This window comes from Cronobacter muytjensii ATCC 51329 (genome assembly GCF_001277195.1).
Taxonomy (GTDB): Bacteria; Pseudomonadota; Gammaproteobacteria; order Enterobacterales; family Enterobacteriaceae; genus Cronobacter; species Cronobacter muytjensii.
This window is the reverse complement of sequence record NZ_CP012268.1, coordinates 346,496-361,559: the sequence shown is the minus strand read 5'-3', so window position 1 is coordinate 361,559 and position 15,064 is coordinate 346,496. Positions and strand designations below refer to the sequence as shown.

The 15,064-nt window shown below is 60.1% G+C and carries 13 protein-coding genes and 1 tRNA gene; 4 read left to right on the top strand and 10 right to left on the bottom strand.

Annotation, left to right across the window (positions count from 1 at the left end; genetic code table 11):
- Positions 1-138: 138 nt before the first annotated feature.
- Genes citG through AFK63_RS01755 form a run of 8 tightly spaced genes read right to left on the bottom strand, consistent with a single transcriptional unit; the run spans position 139 to position 7,517 of the window.
- Positions 139-981 (bottom strand): triphosphoribosyl-dephospho-CoA synthase CitG, encoded by an 843-nt coding sequence (gene citG, locus AFK63_RS01790; RefSeq protein ID WP_038867778.1) that lies wholly within the window; start codon positions 979-981, stop codon positions 139-141.
- Positions 959-1,498, bottom strand: a complete 540-nt coding sequence (gene citX, locus AFK63_RS01785) for a citrate lyase holo-[acyl-carrier protein] synthase (protein WP_038867776.1) — start codon at positions 1,496-1,498, stop codon at positions 959-961. Before citX ends, citG begins: the two co-directional genes overlap by 23 nt.
- Before the next feature lie 3 nt (positions 1,499-1,501).
- Entirely contained in the window at positions 1,502-3,019 is a 1,518-nt protein-coding gene (gene citF / locus AFK63_RS01780; RefSeq protein ID WP_038867774.1) for a citrate lyase subunit alpha, read from the bottom strand.
- A gap of 10 nt (positions 3,020-3,029) precedes the next feature.
- Positions 3,030-3,905, bottom strand: a complete 876-nt coding sequence (gene citE / locus AFK63_RS01775; RefSeq protein ID WP_038867772.1) for a citrate (pro-3S)-lyase subunit beta — start codon at positions 3,903-3,905, stop codon at positions 3,030-3,032.
- Positions 3,902-4,195, bottom strand: a complete 294-nt coding sequence (gene citD / locus AFK63_RS01770) for a citrate lyase acyl carrier protein (RefSeq protein WP_038867770.1) — start codon at positions 4,193-4,195, stop codon at positions 3,902-3,904. The genes citE and citD overlap by 4 nt, the downstream gene beginning before the upstream one ends.
- A 25-nt stretch (positions 4,196-4,220) precedes the next feature.
- Positions 4,221-5,252: a [citrate (pro-3S)-lyase] ligase gene (gene citC / locus AFK63_RS01765; protein ID WP_038867768.1), complete on the bottom strand. Its 1,032-nt coding sequence runs from the start codon at positions 5,250-5,252 to the stop codon at positions 4,221-4,223.
- An 18-nt stretch (positions 5,253-5,270) separates the two neighbouring features.
- Entirely contained in the window at positions 5,271-6,134 is an 864-nt protein-coding gene (locus AFK63_RS01760; protein WP_038867767.1) for a fumarylacetoacetate hydrolase family protein, read from the bottom strand.
- Between the two features lie 18 nt (positions 6,135-6,152).
- A complete protein-coding gene (locus AFK63_RS01755) occupies positions 6,153-7,517 on the bottom strand; it encodes a 2-hydroxycarboxylate transporter family protein (protein WP_038867764.1) in 1,365 nt (454 codons plus the stop codon).
- 337 nt (positions 7,518-7,854) lie between these two features.
- On the opposite strand from AFK63_RS01755, the gene AFK63_RS01750 reads away from it, so the two are divergent.
- Positions 7,855-9,489, top strand: coding sequence for an ATP-binding protein (locus tag AFK63_RS01750; protein WP_038867762.1), 1,635 nt, complete (start codon positions 7,855-7,857; stop codon positions 9,487-9,489).
- Positions 9,479-10,177, top strand: coding sequence for a response regulator (locus tag AFK63_RS01745; protein ID WP_038867750.1), 699 nt, complete (start codon positions 9,479-9,481; stop codon positions 10,175-10,177). Before AFK63_RS01750 ends, AFK63_RS01745 begins: the two co-directional genes overlap by 11 nt.
- Positions 10,178-10,281: 104 nt before the next feature.
- Here the strand turns inward: AFK63_RS01745 and AFK63_RS01740 are convergent, their stop codons facing one another.
- Positions 10,282-12,420, bottom strand: a complete 2,139-nt coding sequence (locus tag AFK63_RS01740) for an ornithine decarboxylase (RefSeq protein WP_038867748.1) — start codon at positions 12,418-12,420, stop codon at positions 10,282-10,284.
- A 543-nt stretch (positions 12,421-12,963) separates the two neighbouring features.
- On the opposite strand from AFK63_RS01740, the gene AFK63_RS01735 reads away from it, so the two are divergent.
- Positions 12,964-13,683, top strand: coding sequence for a DUF554 domain-containing protein (locus AFK63_RS01735; RefSeq protein WP_038867745.1), 720 nt, complete (start codon positions 12,964-12,966; stop codon positions 13,681-13,683).
- Between the two features lie 112 nt (positions 13,684-13,795).
- Positions 13,796-13,871: transfer RNA gene (locus AFK63_RS01730), tRNA-Phe, on the top strand.
- 343 nt (positions 13,872-14,214) lie between these two features.
- On the opposite strand, the gene AFK63_RS01725 is transcribed toward AFK63_RS01730, so the two are convergent.
- Positions 14,215-15,054 carry an alpha/beta fold hydrolase gene (locus AFK63_RS01725; RefSeq protein WP_038867742.1) on the bottom strand — a complete coding sequence of 280 codons (840 nt, stop codon included), beginning with the start codon at positions 15,052-15,054 and terminating at the stop codon, positions 14,215-14,217.
- Between the last annotated feature and the right edge of the window lie 10 nt (positions 15,055-15,064).

Below are 15,064 nucleotides of genomic sequence, written 5' to 3'. Positions count from 1 at the left end.
AGCGCCGCTCGTGGTGAGAGGCGCTGCGCTTCCCCTGCTCTTTCGTTTTACCGCGCGTTGCTTACGCGCCCCACAAAAATACAGCCCCTGTCGTAGGGCGGGTAAGCGCCTTTTGGCAAAAAAACCCTCTACGCAACATCATCCAGGCAACGCTGCCAGCAGCCAGCTCACCGCCAGCAAATCCGCGCTGCCGCCGGGGCTGAGACGACGCGCGATCAACGCCTTGTCCATCGCCCGCAGCGCCCTGTTATCCCAGCCGCACGCCAGCAGACCACTCGCGTACTCCTGCACGTAACGCAGCCCCTCAAGCCCGCCGCGAGAGACCAGATTCGTATCCGGATTGACTGCCATCAGCCGCAGCAGCGCCTGATGCAGCCCCTTGTCTCCCGGTGCGTGCTGCCAGAACGGCAAAACGTGGCGTCTTACCGTTGCAAAGCCGCTTTCCGCCTCGCCGCGCGCGCCGGTCAGGCCAAACTGACGATACAGGCGCTCGCCCGCCGTCGCGGCCCGTCGTCCGTGGGCCAGTTCGCGCGCCACGATGCCGCAGGCCATCGCGCTCACCGTCATGCAGAGCGTGGCTGCCGTCAGCGGCTCGCCCTGCGCCGCCAGCCTGCCTGCGGCGGCACACAGCAGGCCGAGCGAGAAAATCCCGCCCTTATGCGTATTCACGCCGCCCGTGGCGCTGAACATCGCCTGTTCGCAGGCGAGCCCCGTCGGACGTAAACGCCGCAGCATATCGCTTTCCGGATGCCCGGCGTCCTGCGCGCCCTGCGCATAAAACACCCGCAGCCAGGGCGCGATCGCCTTGATGCTCGCGACAAACAGCGCATGATCCATATCCTCGTGCGCGCCGCTGTTGGCGCAATCCACCAGCCCGGGCTTTGGCGTCAGATTCAGTTCGGCGTACAGCGCCGCCACAGCGAGCGACGGCACATCAGGCACGCGCGCCGGGCGCGGCTCAGTCGCGGGCAAACCAGTCATCGATCATCTTCTCCACGCGCCCGACCACCGCATCCCGCGGATGACGGCGCGAACGGGCGCAGGCGTGAGCCGGTTCGTCGCACAGCAGACAGCGCCGCCCCGGACGGTCAAGCGACGCGCGCCCCACCTGGCCCGCCTGCGGGCAGTGAATGTCGAAATCCCATACCCTGCCGAGCGGGTGCGTCTGCTCAAGCTCCACACATAGCGCTTTGATTTCGCTCGCCGGGTGCGCGACGCTCCAGAGCGCCGTCGGGCCGGTGCGGGCGTGAAACACCTCGCGCGCGCGCCACGGCCAGCGATGCTGCCAGAGCAGCTGATCGCAGGCCTGTACCGCCACGGCGAACGCGTTGCGATAGCGCACGCTGTCTTTCACCGGGCCGGGGGTCACCAGCGAGAGCGAAATCACCGGCAGGCCATAGCGGGCAAGCCACGCCTGCTGTCGGCCCGCGCGCGTCTCTTTCGCCGCCAGCAGTTCCTCAAGCGTGACGCCCGGATAAACGGGCGTATCGGGTTCCATGCTTTACTCCTTAACCTGACGCACCACGTCGATGACGCTGCCGTCGCGGTAGCGCACCACGCCGACGATGCGGTCGGTAAATTCAATCGGTTTCGGCTCGCCGGCGATGGCCACGGCGCGTTCGCACAGCGCGTGGATATCAACAACGTTAAGCCCCGCTGCAACCAGCCGTTCGCGCACCTCCGGCCGCGCGGGATTGACCGCAATGCCGTGATCGGTGACCAGCACATCAATACTTTCGCCCGGCGTCAGGCGGGTAGTGACGCGTTTGACGACCGTGGGAATACGGCTGCGTAACAGCGGCGCCACCACGATGGTAAGATTCGCCGCCGCAGCCACGTCGCAGTGACCGCCGGACGCGCCGCGCATCACACCATCGGAGCCGGTTATCACGTTGACGTTAAACCCGACGTCAATTTCCAGCGCGCTCAGGATAACCATATCGAGCTTGTCGCAGCAGGCCGCTTTACTGGCGGGGCTTGCGTAAACGTTGGTGGAGATTTCGATGTGTTTGGGATTGCGGGCCAGTGACGCCGCCGCCTGGCTGTCAAAACACTGGGTGTCGAGCAACACGTCGATCAGCCCTTTTTCATGCAGATCCACCAGGCTGCCGGTAATGCCGCCGAGCGCAAAACGCGCCTTCACGCCACAGCGCGCCATTTTCTCGCCAAGAAAACGTGTGCAGGCGGTGGAGGCCGCGCCGGAGCCGGTCTGGATTGAGAAGCCATCGTTGAAATAGCCGGCGTGTTCGATGACATCCGCGGCGTAGCGGGCAATCATCAGCTCGCGCGGGTTGCTGGTCACGCGCGCCGCCCCCACGCTGATTTTCGCCGGGTCGCCCACGCTCTCCACCGGCACGACAAAATCCACCCGATCCTGAGACAGGCTCGCGGGCATGTTCGGGTAAGGCACCAGCGTTTCGGTCAACAGCACCACGTTGCGGGCGAACTGCGCGTCCACCATCGCGTAGCCAAGCGAGCCGCAGCAGGATTTCCCGTGACTGCCGTTGGCATTGCCATATTCATCGCTGCACGGCACGCCGAGAAACGCCACGTCTATCGCAAGCTCGCCGTCCTGCAACAGCCTGACGCGCCCGCCGTGGGAGTGGATCTGCACCGGCTCGGCCATCAGCCCGTGGGAGACCGCCTCCGCGAGTTTGCCGCGCATCCCGGAAGTGTAAATCCGCGTGATAACACCGCTGCGGATATGCTCAATAAGCGGATCGTTACAGGTCATCAGCGAACTGGACGCCAGCGTCAGATTTTTAAACCCCATCTGCGCGAGTGTCGCCACTACCTGGTTAATCACCCGGTCGCCTTCACGAAACGCGTGGTGGAAAGAAATCGTCATGCCGTCACGCAGACCGGTTTTGCGCACCGCCTCTTCCAGCGACGCGCACAGCTTGCGGGTGTGTTTACACTCGTTGTCCGCCAGCCACGGCGTGGCGGTATGCGCGGTGTCGAACGGCGCCAGGTCGCGCAGATGCGGAAACTGTAAATGCAGAAGTTCTGTCTGATTCATGGTTCTCTCCTTAACGGCGCACGCCGGAGGCGGCTGCGCGTTCCAGCACCACCTGCGCATGGTTGATAATCGGCGCGTCAATCATCTTGCCGTTGAGCGACACCACGCCAAGCCCGTTGCGCTCGCCATCCTCTGCGGCGGCAATCACGCGGCGGGCATAATCCACTTCCTCCTGCGTCGGCGCGTAGGCGTTATGCAGCAGATCTATCTGGCGCGGGTTAATCAGCGATTTGCCGTTAAAGCCCATCTTGCGGATGAGTTCCACCTCTTTTAAAAAACCCGCTTCGTCATTAACGTCAGACCACACCACGTCGAACGCGTCGATCCCCGCCGCCCGCGCGGCATGGAGCACCGCGCAGCGGGCGTAGAAAAGTTCGGTACCGTCCCCGCGCTCGGTCTGCATATCCATCACATAGTCGAACGCCGCGAGCGCAATGCCGATAAGCCGCGGCGAACTGCGGGCGATCGCCACAGCGTTAATAACGCCTACCGCCGACTCAATCGCCGCCATGACGCGCGTCGAGCCTGGCTCGCGCCCGCATTCACGCTCAATGCGCGCCAGGTGGCCTTCCAGCTCGTCGATATCCTCAGGCGAGTCGGTTTTCGGCAGGCGGATCACGTCCACGCCTGCGCGCACCGCCGCGTCGAGATCGGCCAGCCCGAACGACGTGCTGAGCGGATTGATGCGCACCACGGTTTCAATATCCCGGTACATCGGGTGTTGCAGAGCGTGAAACACCAGCAGGCGCGCGGTGTCTTTTTCGCGCAGCGCCACGGCGTCCTCGAGATCGAACATGATGGAATCGGGGCGGTAGATAAACGCGGTGGAGAGCATGGCGGCGTTGGCGCCGGGTAAAAACAGCATACTGCGGCGAAGTTTGCTCATTTCAGCGTCTCCCAGCGCAGCGGCTGCGCCTCGCAGGCACGCAGAATGGCGCTTTGCAGCCGGGCGCGGATCACGCAATCCAGCGCGCCTTTATCCTCAATAATCACCAGCCCTTCATCCACCTCCAGGGCGGCGAGCGTCTCTCGCACCACGCGACGGATCTGGTCGCCGAATTGCTTTATCACATCGCTGTAGATTTCTATCTCCAGCTCGCCCGCCGCCGGGGCGATTTTTACCATCAGGTCGCTGGACTCGGCGGTTCCCGCCAGCGCCTCCTTGACTATCTTCATTACGGTCGTCCTGTCAGAGAAGAATTCAGGCCACTTCGGCGCGATAACGTTGCGCAAGAAGGGCGTAAGTGCTGTCCGGCACCCGTTCGCGAATCGAAGCGAAACGCTGCGCGCGCAGCAGGCGGCGCACTTCGGACGCGGAGATGGCCTCGCCCGCCGCGTGGCTCAGACGTGGAATTTCGATAACGCTGACCGGCGGGGCAATCAGCGGCGCGTGTTCAAGCCACGCGTGCATCGCCTGGTTATAGGCGCGCGTGACCGGGCAGAACGGCTCGCTGCCGACGAAGCGCCGGGTAATGCCAAGCGCCGGCGCGATATAGCGGCGGAAAATTTGCAAATCCAGCCCGCTCCAGGCCTTATCCACCAGCCCGCGCTCCTTGAGGAAATAGCCCGGAAAGGTGGCGCGTGAAATGAGATACGCGGAGCCTTCATGCACCGTGACGTTCGGCAGATGCGCGACGCCCGCCCGCACCATCGCAAGCCGTTCGCGGTATGGGAAAAACGACGCGTCTTCGCGCACCACAAAGAGATGCAGCCAGTCGCTTTCTCTCGCCGCCTGTTCGGCCAGGAAGCGGTGGCCGAGCGTAAAGGGATTGGCGTTCATCACCACCGCGCCGATACGCTCGCCGGGCTGCTTCAGTCTGCCAAGCTGCTGGCAGTAACGGCGGATGCCGGAGGGCGTGTTTTCAAGAAGCGCGGCGACGTCATCGCACTGCGCGAGCGGCCAGAAACCGCAGCGTCGAAAGCGCTCCAGGTTAGACGGACGCGTGCAGAGGAACAGATGAAAGTGGCCGAGGCTTATCGCCAGGTTTTCGACCTCCACCAGCAGGCGCGCGCTGAGGTTTTCGCCGCGCCAGCGCTCATCCACCGCCACGCCTTTAATGACGTTGCCCGCAAGCCCGGCGCAGCCCGCGATGTCGCCTTGTGCGAACGCGATAACGACATGCGTGACGTCCTCATCCATCCCCAGCTGATGGCTGGCGAGAAACGCGGCGACGCGCGTTTTCTCCTGCGGCTGGCGGGCGAGCGCCACGGTGACCAGTTCCAGAGTACTCATACGTCCGTCCGGCGTCGTTTAGTGGGCGGGCGCCGGTTGCGCGACGGGCGCTTCGGCGATCACATTGCACAGATGACCGATCCGCTCGATCTCCACCTCGATTTTGTCGCCCGGCTTCATGAACAGCGGCGGCGTGCGTTTTTTACCGACGCCACCCGGCGAGCCGGTGATGATCACATCGCCGGCGCTTAAGCGGGTAAACGTGCTGATGTATTCGATAAGCTCCGCCACGCTATGGATCATGCTGCGGGTGTTGTCCTCCTGCACCATGCGCCCGTTAAGCCAGGTGCGGATCGCGAGCTGGTGCGGGTCGGGGATCTCGTCGGCAGTCGTCATCCACGGGCCGAACGCGCCGGTCTGCCGCCAGTTTTTACCCGCCGTAAACCAGGTGTGTTGCCAGTCGCGCGCCGAACCATCCATGTAGCAGCTGTAACCCGCCACATGCGAGAGCGCCGCCTCGCGGGCGATGTTTTCGCCCCCGCGCCCGATAATCACCGCCAGTTCCCCCTCGTAATCAAACTCGCTGGAGTGGCGCGGCTTGAGCACCGGCGCGTTGTGGCCGGTCTGGGAATCCGGAAAGCGGACAAACAGCGTCGGCGCCGGGTTATGCTGGTCAAACTCTTTGCGTTTCTCGGCGTAATTCATGCCCACGCAGAGGATCTTCTCCGGCTGTTCGATGACCGGCAAAAACGTCACGTCGCAAAGCGCGATATCAGCAGGCGCGGCGGCGTGGCGGCGCGCCTCGTCCAGCGCGTCCCGCGCCAGCAGCGTTTTGAGATCCGCATAGCGCGCGCCGAGACGGGAGCCAAGATCCACCACGCCTTTATCCGTGACAATGCCGTAGCTGCGGCGGCCCTGATGAAGATAACTCGCAAGTTTCATAACAGCGTATCCTGATGATTAAACGAGAAAATTGCCCAGCACCAGCAGGGAGAGCGAGACGTTAATCGCGCCGCCGATGCGGGTGGCAATCTGAGCGAAAGGCATTAAGGTCATGCGGTTGCCCGCGGTGAGAATGGCGACATCGCCGGTGCCGCCCTGCCCGCTCTGGCAGCAGGAGACGATGGCGACATCAATCGGATGCATGCCGATTTTCTTGCCGACGAAAAAGCCCGTCGCCACCAGCGCCGACACGGTGCTGACAATCACCAGCAGGTTATTGAGCGTAAAGGCGTGCATCAGCTCTTCCCACGGGGTGATGGCCACGCCAACGGCGAAGAGGATCGGGTAGGTCACCGAGGTCTGGAAAAATTTGTAGACCACCTGCGAGCCTTCCAGCAGGCGGGGAGAGACGCCGTGCACCAGCTTGATAAAGACGGCGATAAACAGCATGCCAACCGGCGCGGGCAGGCCAATTACCTTATGGCCGAGCATACCGAGCATATAGAGCAGGACCGCCAGCAGCGCGCCGGAGGCGATAGTGGTAACGTCCGCCTTGCCGCTAAAGGCGGTGGTCAGCGTCTGGGTCTGCGGTTTGTCGCCGCGATCCGGCATCAGTTCGCCTTCGCCGGTCAGGTGCGGATAGCGTTTGCCGAGCTGGTTCAGGCAACCGGCGATGATAATCGCGGTGAGGCTGCCGAGCATGACGATAGGCAGCACGCGGCCCAGCGCCACGCCCTGATCCATATGCAGCAGCGTCGCGTAACCGATGGAAAGCGGGATAGCCCCTTCGCCCACCCCGCCCGCCATGATAGGCAGGATCAGAAAGAAGAAGATCTGGAATGGCTCCATGCCGAGCGCGATACCAACGCCCATTCCCACCAGCATCCCGACAACCTCACCGCACAGCATCGGGAAGAAAATACGCAGAAACCCCTGGATTAGCGTGGTGCGGTTCATGCTCATGATGCTGCCGACGATAATGCAGCAGATATAGAGATAGAGAATGTTGGTGGATTTGTAGAATTTGGTGGTCGACTCCACCACCACATCCGGCAGCCAGCCGTAATAGACCAGCGCGGAAGGAATGAACGTCGCGCAGATAGCCGCCGCGCCCATTTTGCCTATCACCGGCAGGCGTTTACCGAACTCGCCGCAGGCGAAGCCGAAGAACGCCAGCGTGGCGACCATGACCACGATATCGCTCGGCAGCTTGCCGCCCAGGCAATCAATGGCGATAAGCGCGCCCGAGAGAACAAACAGCGGCAATGGAATAATCCCGATTTTCCAGGAATCCATGATATGCCACCACTTTTCTTTCAGGGATACTGGCTTCGCCGCAGACGGGTTATGGGGTACAACGTAAGAATCATCGGTTGTGCTCATTTAATTAAGCTCCGTAGTTATATTTCCCGTTTAGCCTAAAAGAGCTTACCCTTACAAATTGTGAGGAAGGCCGAATTGGCACCGGTAATTTAATGGCGCCTATGGTGTTTATGGTTTTAATTAACACGATGTGATCGGCTCGTAATTTACGGCCGTGGTTTTTATGGCGTTAATTCTGAACGCGCTATTTTCTGCGTAAAACGCTAACTCTGCTAAGCAGTTACCGCTATGCGGCATGCCCTGTGGAGGGGATCACAAGTTTCCGCTGCCGCCCCGGTAAGCCGCTGAAAAAATGGTACAGTTATCTATTGTTTGCATGCCGGCGCGTCAATATCCAATGAAGCTTTCGTTTCGTATAAAGTTATTTATTCATCTCATCATATTCTTCTCCGTATTGTTTACGGCACTCGGCGTTTATTATTATCTTGACGTCAGCCGCCAGCTTTATCAGGAGATGAGCAGCCGCGCGAGAATACAGGCAGAAGAGATTTCTCTTATCCCTTCATTACGTGAAGCCGTAAGACAACGGAATATTTCGGCGATTAATACCTTTATGACAGGCATGGCGCGCCACAGCGACGCCAGCTTTATGGTTATTGGCGATAAGAAAGGTCTGCACCTGTTTCATTCCGTGTTTCATGACCGCATCGGCATGCCGCTTATTGGCGGCGATAACCAGGAGGTTCTGGAAGGAAAAACCATTACCAGCATTCGCCGGGGCGGGCTTGGGGTGTCGCTGCGCAGCAAAGCGCCGATTTTTGACGAGCAGGGCAAGGTCATTGGCATTGTGTCAGTCGGCTATCTGACCAGCTATCTCGATACGATTACGCTCGGCAAAGTGGTGAATATCCTCATTGGCGCGCTATTACTACTGCTGGCGCTGTTTATCTTTTCGTGGTTCTTTACCCGCAGTATTAAAAAACAGATGTTTTTTCTGGAGCCGCGGGAAATCGGGCTGCTGGTGCGCCAGCAAAAGGCGCTGATGGAATCCATCTACGAAGGCGTTATCGCCATCGACGAGCATTCGCGCATCGCGGTTATCAACCGCGCCGCCAAGCGGCTGCTGGGGCTGAATGTATCGTCACGCGCGCTGCGCGGACAGCCGCTGGAGGCGGTGATTAACCCGGTCGCTTTTTTCTCGCCGCGGGTGATGCTGGAAAACGACACGCATGATGAGATTTGCGTGTTTAACCATGTCACAGTGATCGCAAGCCGGGTGCGTATTTTGCTGGAAGGCGAGCTCCAGGGCTGGGTTATCACCTTTCGCGACCGCAAGGATATCGACAGCCTGAGCGTGCAGCTAAGCCAGGTGAAGCGCTACGCGGATAACCTGCGCATTCTGCGCCACGAGCAGCTAAACCGGATGTCGACGCTCGCCGGGCTGCTGCATCTGGGCCATTACGACCAGGCGCTGGGCTATATTCAGGCCCAGACCGAACACACTCAGGAACTCCTCGATTTTATCTCCGGGCGGTTTCACTCCCCCACACTCTGCGGGTTGCTTATTGGCAAATGTGCCAGAGCGCGGGAAAAAGGCGTGACGCTGACCTTCGACCCGGCCTGCGAAATGACGCGCGCGTTCCGGGGGCTTGGCGAGGCGGAGCTGATTTCCGTCATCGGCAATCTGCTGGATAACGCGATTGAGGCCACCCAGCGCGCCGAAGGGCCGCACGATCCGGTTGAGGTGCTGATCCGCCTGAACGAACGGGAGTTGATCATCGAAGTCGCGGATCGCGGCGTGGGGATCGCTCCCGCGCTTCGCGACAGGATCTTCGATCCGGGGTTTACCACCAAGCGCCGCGGCGATCATGGTATCGGCCTGCATCTTATCGCCAGCTATGTGAAGCTTGCCGGCGGCACGCTGGAAGTATCAGCCAATACGCCGCGCGGCACGATTTTCTCACTTTTTATTCCTGACGCGCCCGACGTTTGTCCGGCCCAACCGCAGGGAGAACCTGACTATGCCACCTGAGATGACTGACGTACTGATTGTGGAAGATGAAAACCAGCTGGCGGCGCTGCATGCCGAAATGGTGAAGCAGCACCCGCATTTGCGGCTGGTGGGCATGGCGGCGACGCTTGCCGACGCCGAGCGGCAGATCCGCGACAAGCGCCCGCATCTGGTGCTGCTGGATAACTATCTGCCGGACGGCAAAGGCATTACGCTGACAGAGAGCCTGACGCTCAAGAACAGCGCCTGTTCGGTGATTTTTATTACCGCCGCGAGCGATATGGATACCTGTAGCCAGGCGATACGCAACGGCGCGTTCGATTATTTATTAAAACCGGTCTCGTGGAAGCGCCTGAGCCACTCGCTGGAGCGCTTTGTGCAGTTTCGCGAGCAGCAGCGCGTGTGGAAGATTGTCGATCAGCAGAACGTCGATTCGCTCTATCAGCTTCAGGCGCGCAGCTTCCGGCCAGACTCCGGTGCGAAAGGAATTGAAGAGAATACGCTGACCCTGGTGCAGCGACTCTTTACCGAACGCGGCGAACAGATTTTTTCGGTCGATGATGTGGTCAGCGCGACGGGCTTAAGCAAAACCACCACGCGGCGGTATCTGGAGCATTGCGTGGAGAGCGGTTTTCTGAGGGTGGAGATGCTGTACGGCAGGATTGGGCATCCGCGACGGCTGTACCGTCGGGCGGATGAAACCGCGTGATTTAACGGCGGGCGCGCCGCGCTTACCCGCCCTGCCATTCGGGCATCGCGCTAAAGGCAGGGCGGGTAAGTAACGCGCCCGCCCACATGAACCTGCTATACACCTTATTCGCGCAACATATACCCGTATAACCGCTTGATGCCGTCCGGATCGGTCTGGCTGTAAACCCCCTGTAACTCTGGCGAAAAGCCCGGCAGCAGGTTCACACCCTCTTCCAGCGCCAGGAAATAGCGCAGCGCCGCGCCACCCCACACTTCGCCTGGCACGACGCATAACACGCCCGGCGGATACGGCAGCGCGCCTTCCGCCGCCACGCGCCCTTCGGCCTCGCTGAGTCGCACCAGCTCCACATTGCCGCGAATATACTCCACGTTCGCCTGCTGCGGATTCATCACGACCGGCGGCAACCCGGCTTTGCGGAACATCTCGCGCTGCAACGCCTTCACGTTAAAGCTCACATACAGGTTATGCATCTCCTGACAGAGCTGGCGCAGCGTGTAGCCTTTGTAGCGCACCGGGTATTTCTGACAGATAGTCGGCAGCACGTCGGCAAGCGGCGTGTCGTCTTCGATATGCTGTTCAAAGCGCGCCAGCATCGCCACCAGATTCGCCATCTTCTCTGCGCTCTCGGCAGGCGTGAGCAGAAACAGGATCGAGTTGAGATCCGCCTTTTCCGGCACGATGCCGTTTTCTCGCAGGTAATGCGCGAGGATAGCCGCCGGAACGCCGAAATCGCTGTACTCGCCCGTTTCAGCATCGATGCCGGGCGTGGTCAGCAGCAGCTTGCAGGGGTCGACGAAATATTGCTCGCGCGCATAACCTGCGAAACCGTGCCACGCGGCGCCTGGCTCAAAGCTGAAAAAGCGCCGCTCGCGGGCGATCGCCTCAGTCGGGTGATCCTGCCACGGCCGTCCGGCCACGCTGTCTGGTATAAACGGTTTGATCATCCGGCAGTTGGCGATGATCGCTTTGCGCGCCTCGATACCAAGCTCCACGCAGTCGGCCCAGAGCCGCTTGCCGCTCTCCCCTTCGTGGATTTTCGCGTTGACGTCCAGCGCCGCGAACAGCGGATAAAAGGGGCTGGTGGAGGCGTGCAGCATAAACGCGTTATTGAGCCGCTTGTGCGGACAAAAGCGCGCCTGACCGCGGATATGGTTATCTTTTTTGTGGATTTGCGAAGTCTGCGAGAACCCGGCCTGCTGCTTGTGCACCGACTGGGTAACGAAAATCCCGGGGGCGTTTTCGTTAAGCTCCAGCAGCAGCGGCGAGCAGTCGGCCATCATTGGGATAAACTGCTCATAGCCGACCCAGGCGGAATCAAACAGGATGTAGTCGCACAGGTGACCAATTTTATCCACCACCTGGCGGGCGTTATAAACGGTACCGTCATAGGTGCCAAGCTGAATGACGGCCAGGCGGAACGGGCGCGCCTCCTGCGCCCGCGACGGCGCCACTTCGGCAATCAGCTCGCGCAGATAAGCTTCTTCAAAACAGCGCTCGTCGATACCGCCGATAAAACCGAACGGGTTGCGCGCCGCTTCAAGATAGACCGGCGTCGCGCCCGCCTGAATCAGCGCGCCGTGATGGTTGGATTTGTGATTATTGCGATCGAACAGTACCAGGTCGCCCTGGGTCAGCAGCGCATTGGTAACGACTTTATTCGCCGCCGAGGTGCCGTTGAGCACGAAATAGGTTTTGTCCGCGTGAAACACCTTCGCGGCGAATTTCTGCGCATGCTTGGCGGAGCCTTCGTGGATCAACAAATCGCCCAGTTTGACGTCAGCGTTGCACATATCGGCGCGAAAGACGTTTTCGCCGAAGAAATCGTAAAACTGCCTGCCCGCCGGATGCTTTCTGAAAAATTCGCCATGCTGGTGGCCAGGGCACGCAAAGGTGCTGTTTTGCATCTCCACATACTGTGTCAGCGTGTCGAAAAACGGCGGCAGCAGGTTCTCTTCATAAGCAAGCGCCGCGGTTTCGAGCGCCAGAAACCCCTGCGCGCTGCCTGTGAGCGTGCCGCTGACAGGCAGCGCGCAGGTTTCGCCATCCTTGAGAAAAACAAACACCGGCAGGTTGAACCCGGTACGTTTGAGCAGCGCAAGGATACCGCTGCGAGTATCAGCCACGCTGAGCACGACGGCGGCGACATCAGTAAAGTCGGTGCTGTCGAGCGCGACCACATCGCGGGAGGTCGAAAGCAGAGGAGCCACGGCGTGGCTGGCGGCAATTTTTAACGATTTCATAAGCACAAAAACCCTGAGTGTCGGTGTAAGCGCCTTCGGGCACGGCAACGGGACGGGATCCCGGCGAAATAATGATGGTCTGACTGGTAACCAGCTCCGACCGCGAGACATCAGTAAAAGCAGACCACGCCTGGTTTTACTGTTGTCCTGCAGTGAGCGTGCGGTCGCCTCACCGCATGGTGGGCACAGGGAAGTATGGCGGACAGACGTGACGGGCGCGCGGCATTGCGTAATGTCGCGAAGAAATGACGGCTGATAACAAACGCGCGGTCATAGCGGCACACCCTGTCTGATGGAGAAAAGTCGCGCAATCATGTCACCTTACGCCCGCAGGGGCAAGACAGCGCGGTTAAAAAGTGATTTTCTAAGCACTCGATTAACTGTCTTATTTTTATATTTCATTGATTTTTATATTATAAAATAAAACCATAAAATAAGTAATCATCATATTCGCATAAGCATGCTCAACGCGGCGGCGCTTTCGCCCACCCGACAACGGGCCTATGCTGACAGAGCGACGACAACCTTTAGCAGGAGCGCAATGTGGTAACCGGACCTTTTATTAATGCGGCGGCTGTATTGCTGGGCGGGCTGCTCGGCGCGGCGTTAAGCCAGCGTCTTCCTGAGCGGCTGCGCAGCTCAATGCCGTCTATTTTCGGGCTGGCGTCGCTTGGCATCGGCATTTTACTGGTGATGAAATGCGTGAACCTGCCGGTGATGGTGCTCTCAACGCTGCTTGGCGCGCTGATTGGCGAGCTCTGCTACCTCGAAAAAGGCATCGGTAACCTGGTGCATGGCCTGCATGGGCTGGCGCGTCGGTTACGGCCCGCGACAAACGCGCGTCCGGCGCAGGACAATTTTGTGCAGAGCTTCGTCGCCATTATTGTGCTGTTCTGCGCAAGCGGCACCGGCGTGTTCGGCGCGATGCGCGAAGGCATGACGGGCGATAACAGTGTGCTTATCGCGAAAGCGTTTCTCGATTTCTTTACCGCCACGATTTTCGCTACCACCCTTGGTGCCGCCGTGGCGGCGATTTCCGTCCCGATGCTGCTGATTCAGTTGACTCTCGCCGCGGGCGCGGTGTTTATCCTGCCGCTCACCACGCCCGCGATGATGGGCGATTTCACCGCGACGGGCGGCCTGCTGCTGCTGGCGACGGGCCTGCGCATCTGCGGCATTAAGATGTTTGCCGTGGTCAACATGTTGCCCGCGCTGCTGCTTTCGATGCCGCTTTCGGCCCTCTGGACGCATTTCTTCGCGTAACGCGGCAAAATGGCTATTTCGCGAGCAAAGTGGCGCAGGAATGGGCGGGCGGCGCAGAATTCACGGAATTTCGTTGACGCCGCCAGATGAATCGGGTTTAATGCGCCCCGTTGCCCGGATAGCTCAGTCGGTAGAGCAGGGGATTGAAAATCCCCGTGTCCTTGGTTCGATTCCGAGTCCGGGCACCACTCATTTATAACCCTCGCTTCGGCGGGGGTTTTTGTTTTTAGGGATCCGGACTCTTCATCGAACGTTGTTCGATTCACTCGTCGCATCCCTGCGACTCGCCCTGCGGGCAGCGCGGCGCGCTGTGCAAAAACGCTCCCGCCGTTTTTGTCCGGGTCCGGGCACCACTATTCTAAATAACCCGCCCAAAAGGCGGGTTTTTGCTTTTGGGGATCCGGACTCTTCATCGAACGTCGTTCGATTCACTCGTCGCATGCCTGCGACTCGCCGTTGATAATGTCAGGGGGTGGTATGACATATCCGACTCCCTCTCCCGGCCTCTTTCGCACGCCTTATTGGCTTTTCTCACTTGCAAACCGGCGTTTTCGAAAGCAAGTCTGGCCACAGCGCCGCCCAGTCCGAACCATGGTTCATGCCTGGCATGACCTCAACCTGCGCGCAGCGCCCGCCTGTCGCTTGTTGAAAACGCGCCGCGACAGCGGGCGGCACCGTGTCGTCATCCGCGCCGCTGAAATGCCTCTGCGGCAGGTTCGCAAGCGCCGGCGCCACGTCTTTCGCGCTTTGCGCATCCGGCATGGCGGAAACGCGGTGCAGCGCGTTCACATACGCGACATCCAGATTCCCCGCCACCGTGCGCAGCGAAACCACATCCGTGCGCCTGGCCGCAAGCAGCGCGGCGATGTTGCCACCGCCGGAATAGCCTGTCAGTTCAATGCGGGCCTGCGGGTAGCGTTGCATTACCAGGCTTAATGCCTCATCCATCGTCTGAATCACGTAAGAGGAGAAGCGTTGATCGGTCCAGAGATGAACGTTACAGGCGGGCGGTAACGGCGGGCCGATAAACTGACACGGGCGCGCCATATACAAGACGTTCGCCGACGGATCGGCCGCTGCGAGCTTCAGCCCCTGAGGGTTATGCGGCGTCGGGTCGTCGGAGGGGCGAGTACGGCTCACCCACGCAAACCCGTCACCCTCGATGTAAACGCGCAAACGCGTGACCGGCGGCGTTATGCGCTGCCAGGTGCGAAGAGATATCCCACCCGCAACAATCTCTTCACTGATTAAACCGCCGCGTGTTGCCTGCGCTTGTGCGCTTTCACGAAAATTTTCACTGGCGCATCCCGCTAACAATAAAATCATACTAATCAATAATACGCGTGCAGACATCAGGTCTTTCTTAGGCATTTTTATTGTC

What these genes read in the sequence shown, in the direction of transcription:
- citG (WP_038867778.1), bottom strand. Translation starts at nt 981, where the DNA reads ATGACTGGTTTGCCCGCGACTGAGCCGCGCCCGGCGCGCGTGCCTGAT.
- citX (WP_038867776.1), bottom strand. Translation starts at nt 1,498, where the DNA reads ATGGAACCCGATACGCCCGTTTATCCGGGCGTCACGCTTGAGGAACTG.
- citF (WP_038867774.1), bottom strand. Translation starts at nt 3,019, where the DNA reads ATGAATCAGACAGAACTTCTGCATTTACAGTTTCCGCATCTGCGCGAC.
- citE (WP_038867772.1), bottom strand. Translation starts at nt 3,905, where the DNA reads ATGAGCAAACTTCGCCGCAGTATGCTGTTTTTACCCGGCGCCAACGCC.
- citD (WP_038867770.1), bottom strand. Translation starts at nt 4,195, where the DNA reads ATGAAGATAGTCAAGGAGGCGCTGGCGGGAACCGCCGAGTCCAGCGAC.
- citC (WP_038867768.1), bottom strand. Translation starts at nt 5,252, where the DNA reads ATGAGTACTCTGGAACTGGTCACCGTGGCGCTCGCCCGCCAGCCGCAG.
- AFK63_RS01760 (WP_038867767.1), bottom strand. Translation starts at nt 6,134, where the DNA reads ATGAAACTTGCGAGTTATCTTCATCAGGGCCGCCGCAGCTACGGCATT.
- AFK63_RS01755 (WP_038867764.1), bottom strand. Translation starts at nt 7,517, where the DNA reads ATGAGCACAACCGATGATTCTTACGTTGTACCCCATAACCCGTCTGCG.
- AFK63_RS01750 (WP_038867762.1), top strand. Translation starts at nt 7,855, where the DNA reads ATGAAGCTTTCGTTTCGTATAAAGTTATTTATTCATCTCATCATATTC.
- AFK63_RS01745 (WP_038867750.1), top strand. Translation starts at nt 9,479, where the DNA reads ATGCCACCTGAGATGACTGACGTACTGATTGTGGAAGATGAAAACCAG.
- AFK63_RS01740 (WP_038867748.1), bottom strand. Translation starts at nt 12,420, where the DNA reads ATGAAATCGTTAAAAATTGCCGCCAGCCACGCCGTGGCTCCTCTGCTT.
- AFK63_RS01725 (WP_038867742.1), bottom strand. Translation starts at nt 15,054, where the DNA reads ATGCCTAAGAAAGACCTGATGTCTGCACGCGTATTATTGATTAGTATG.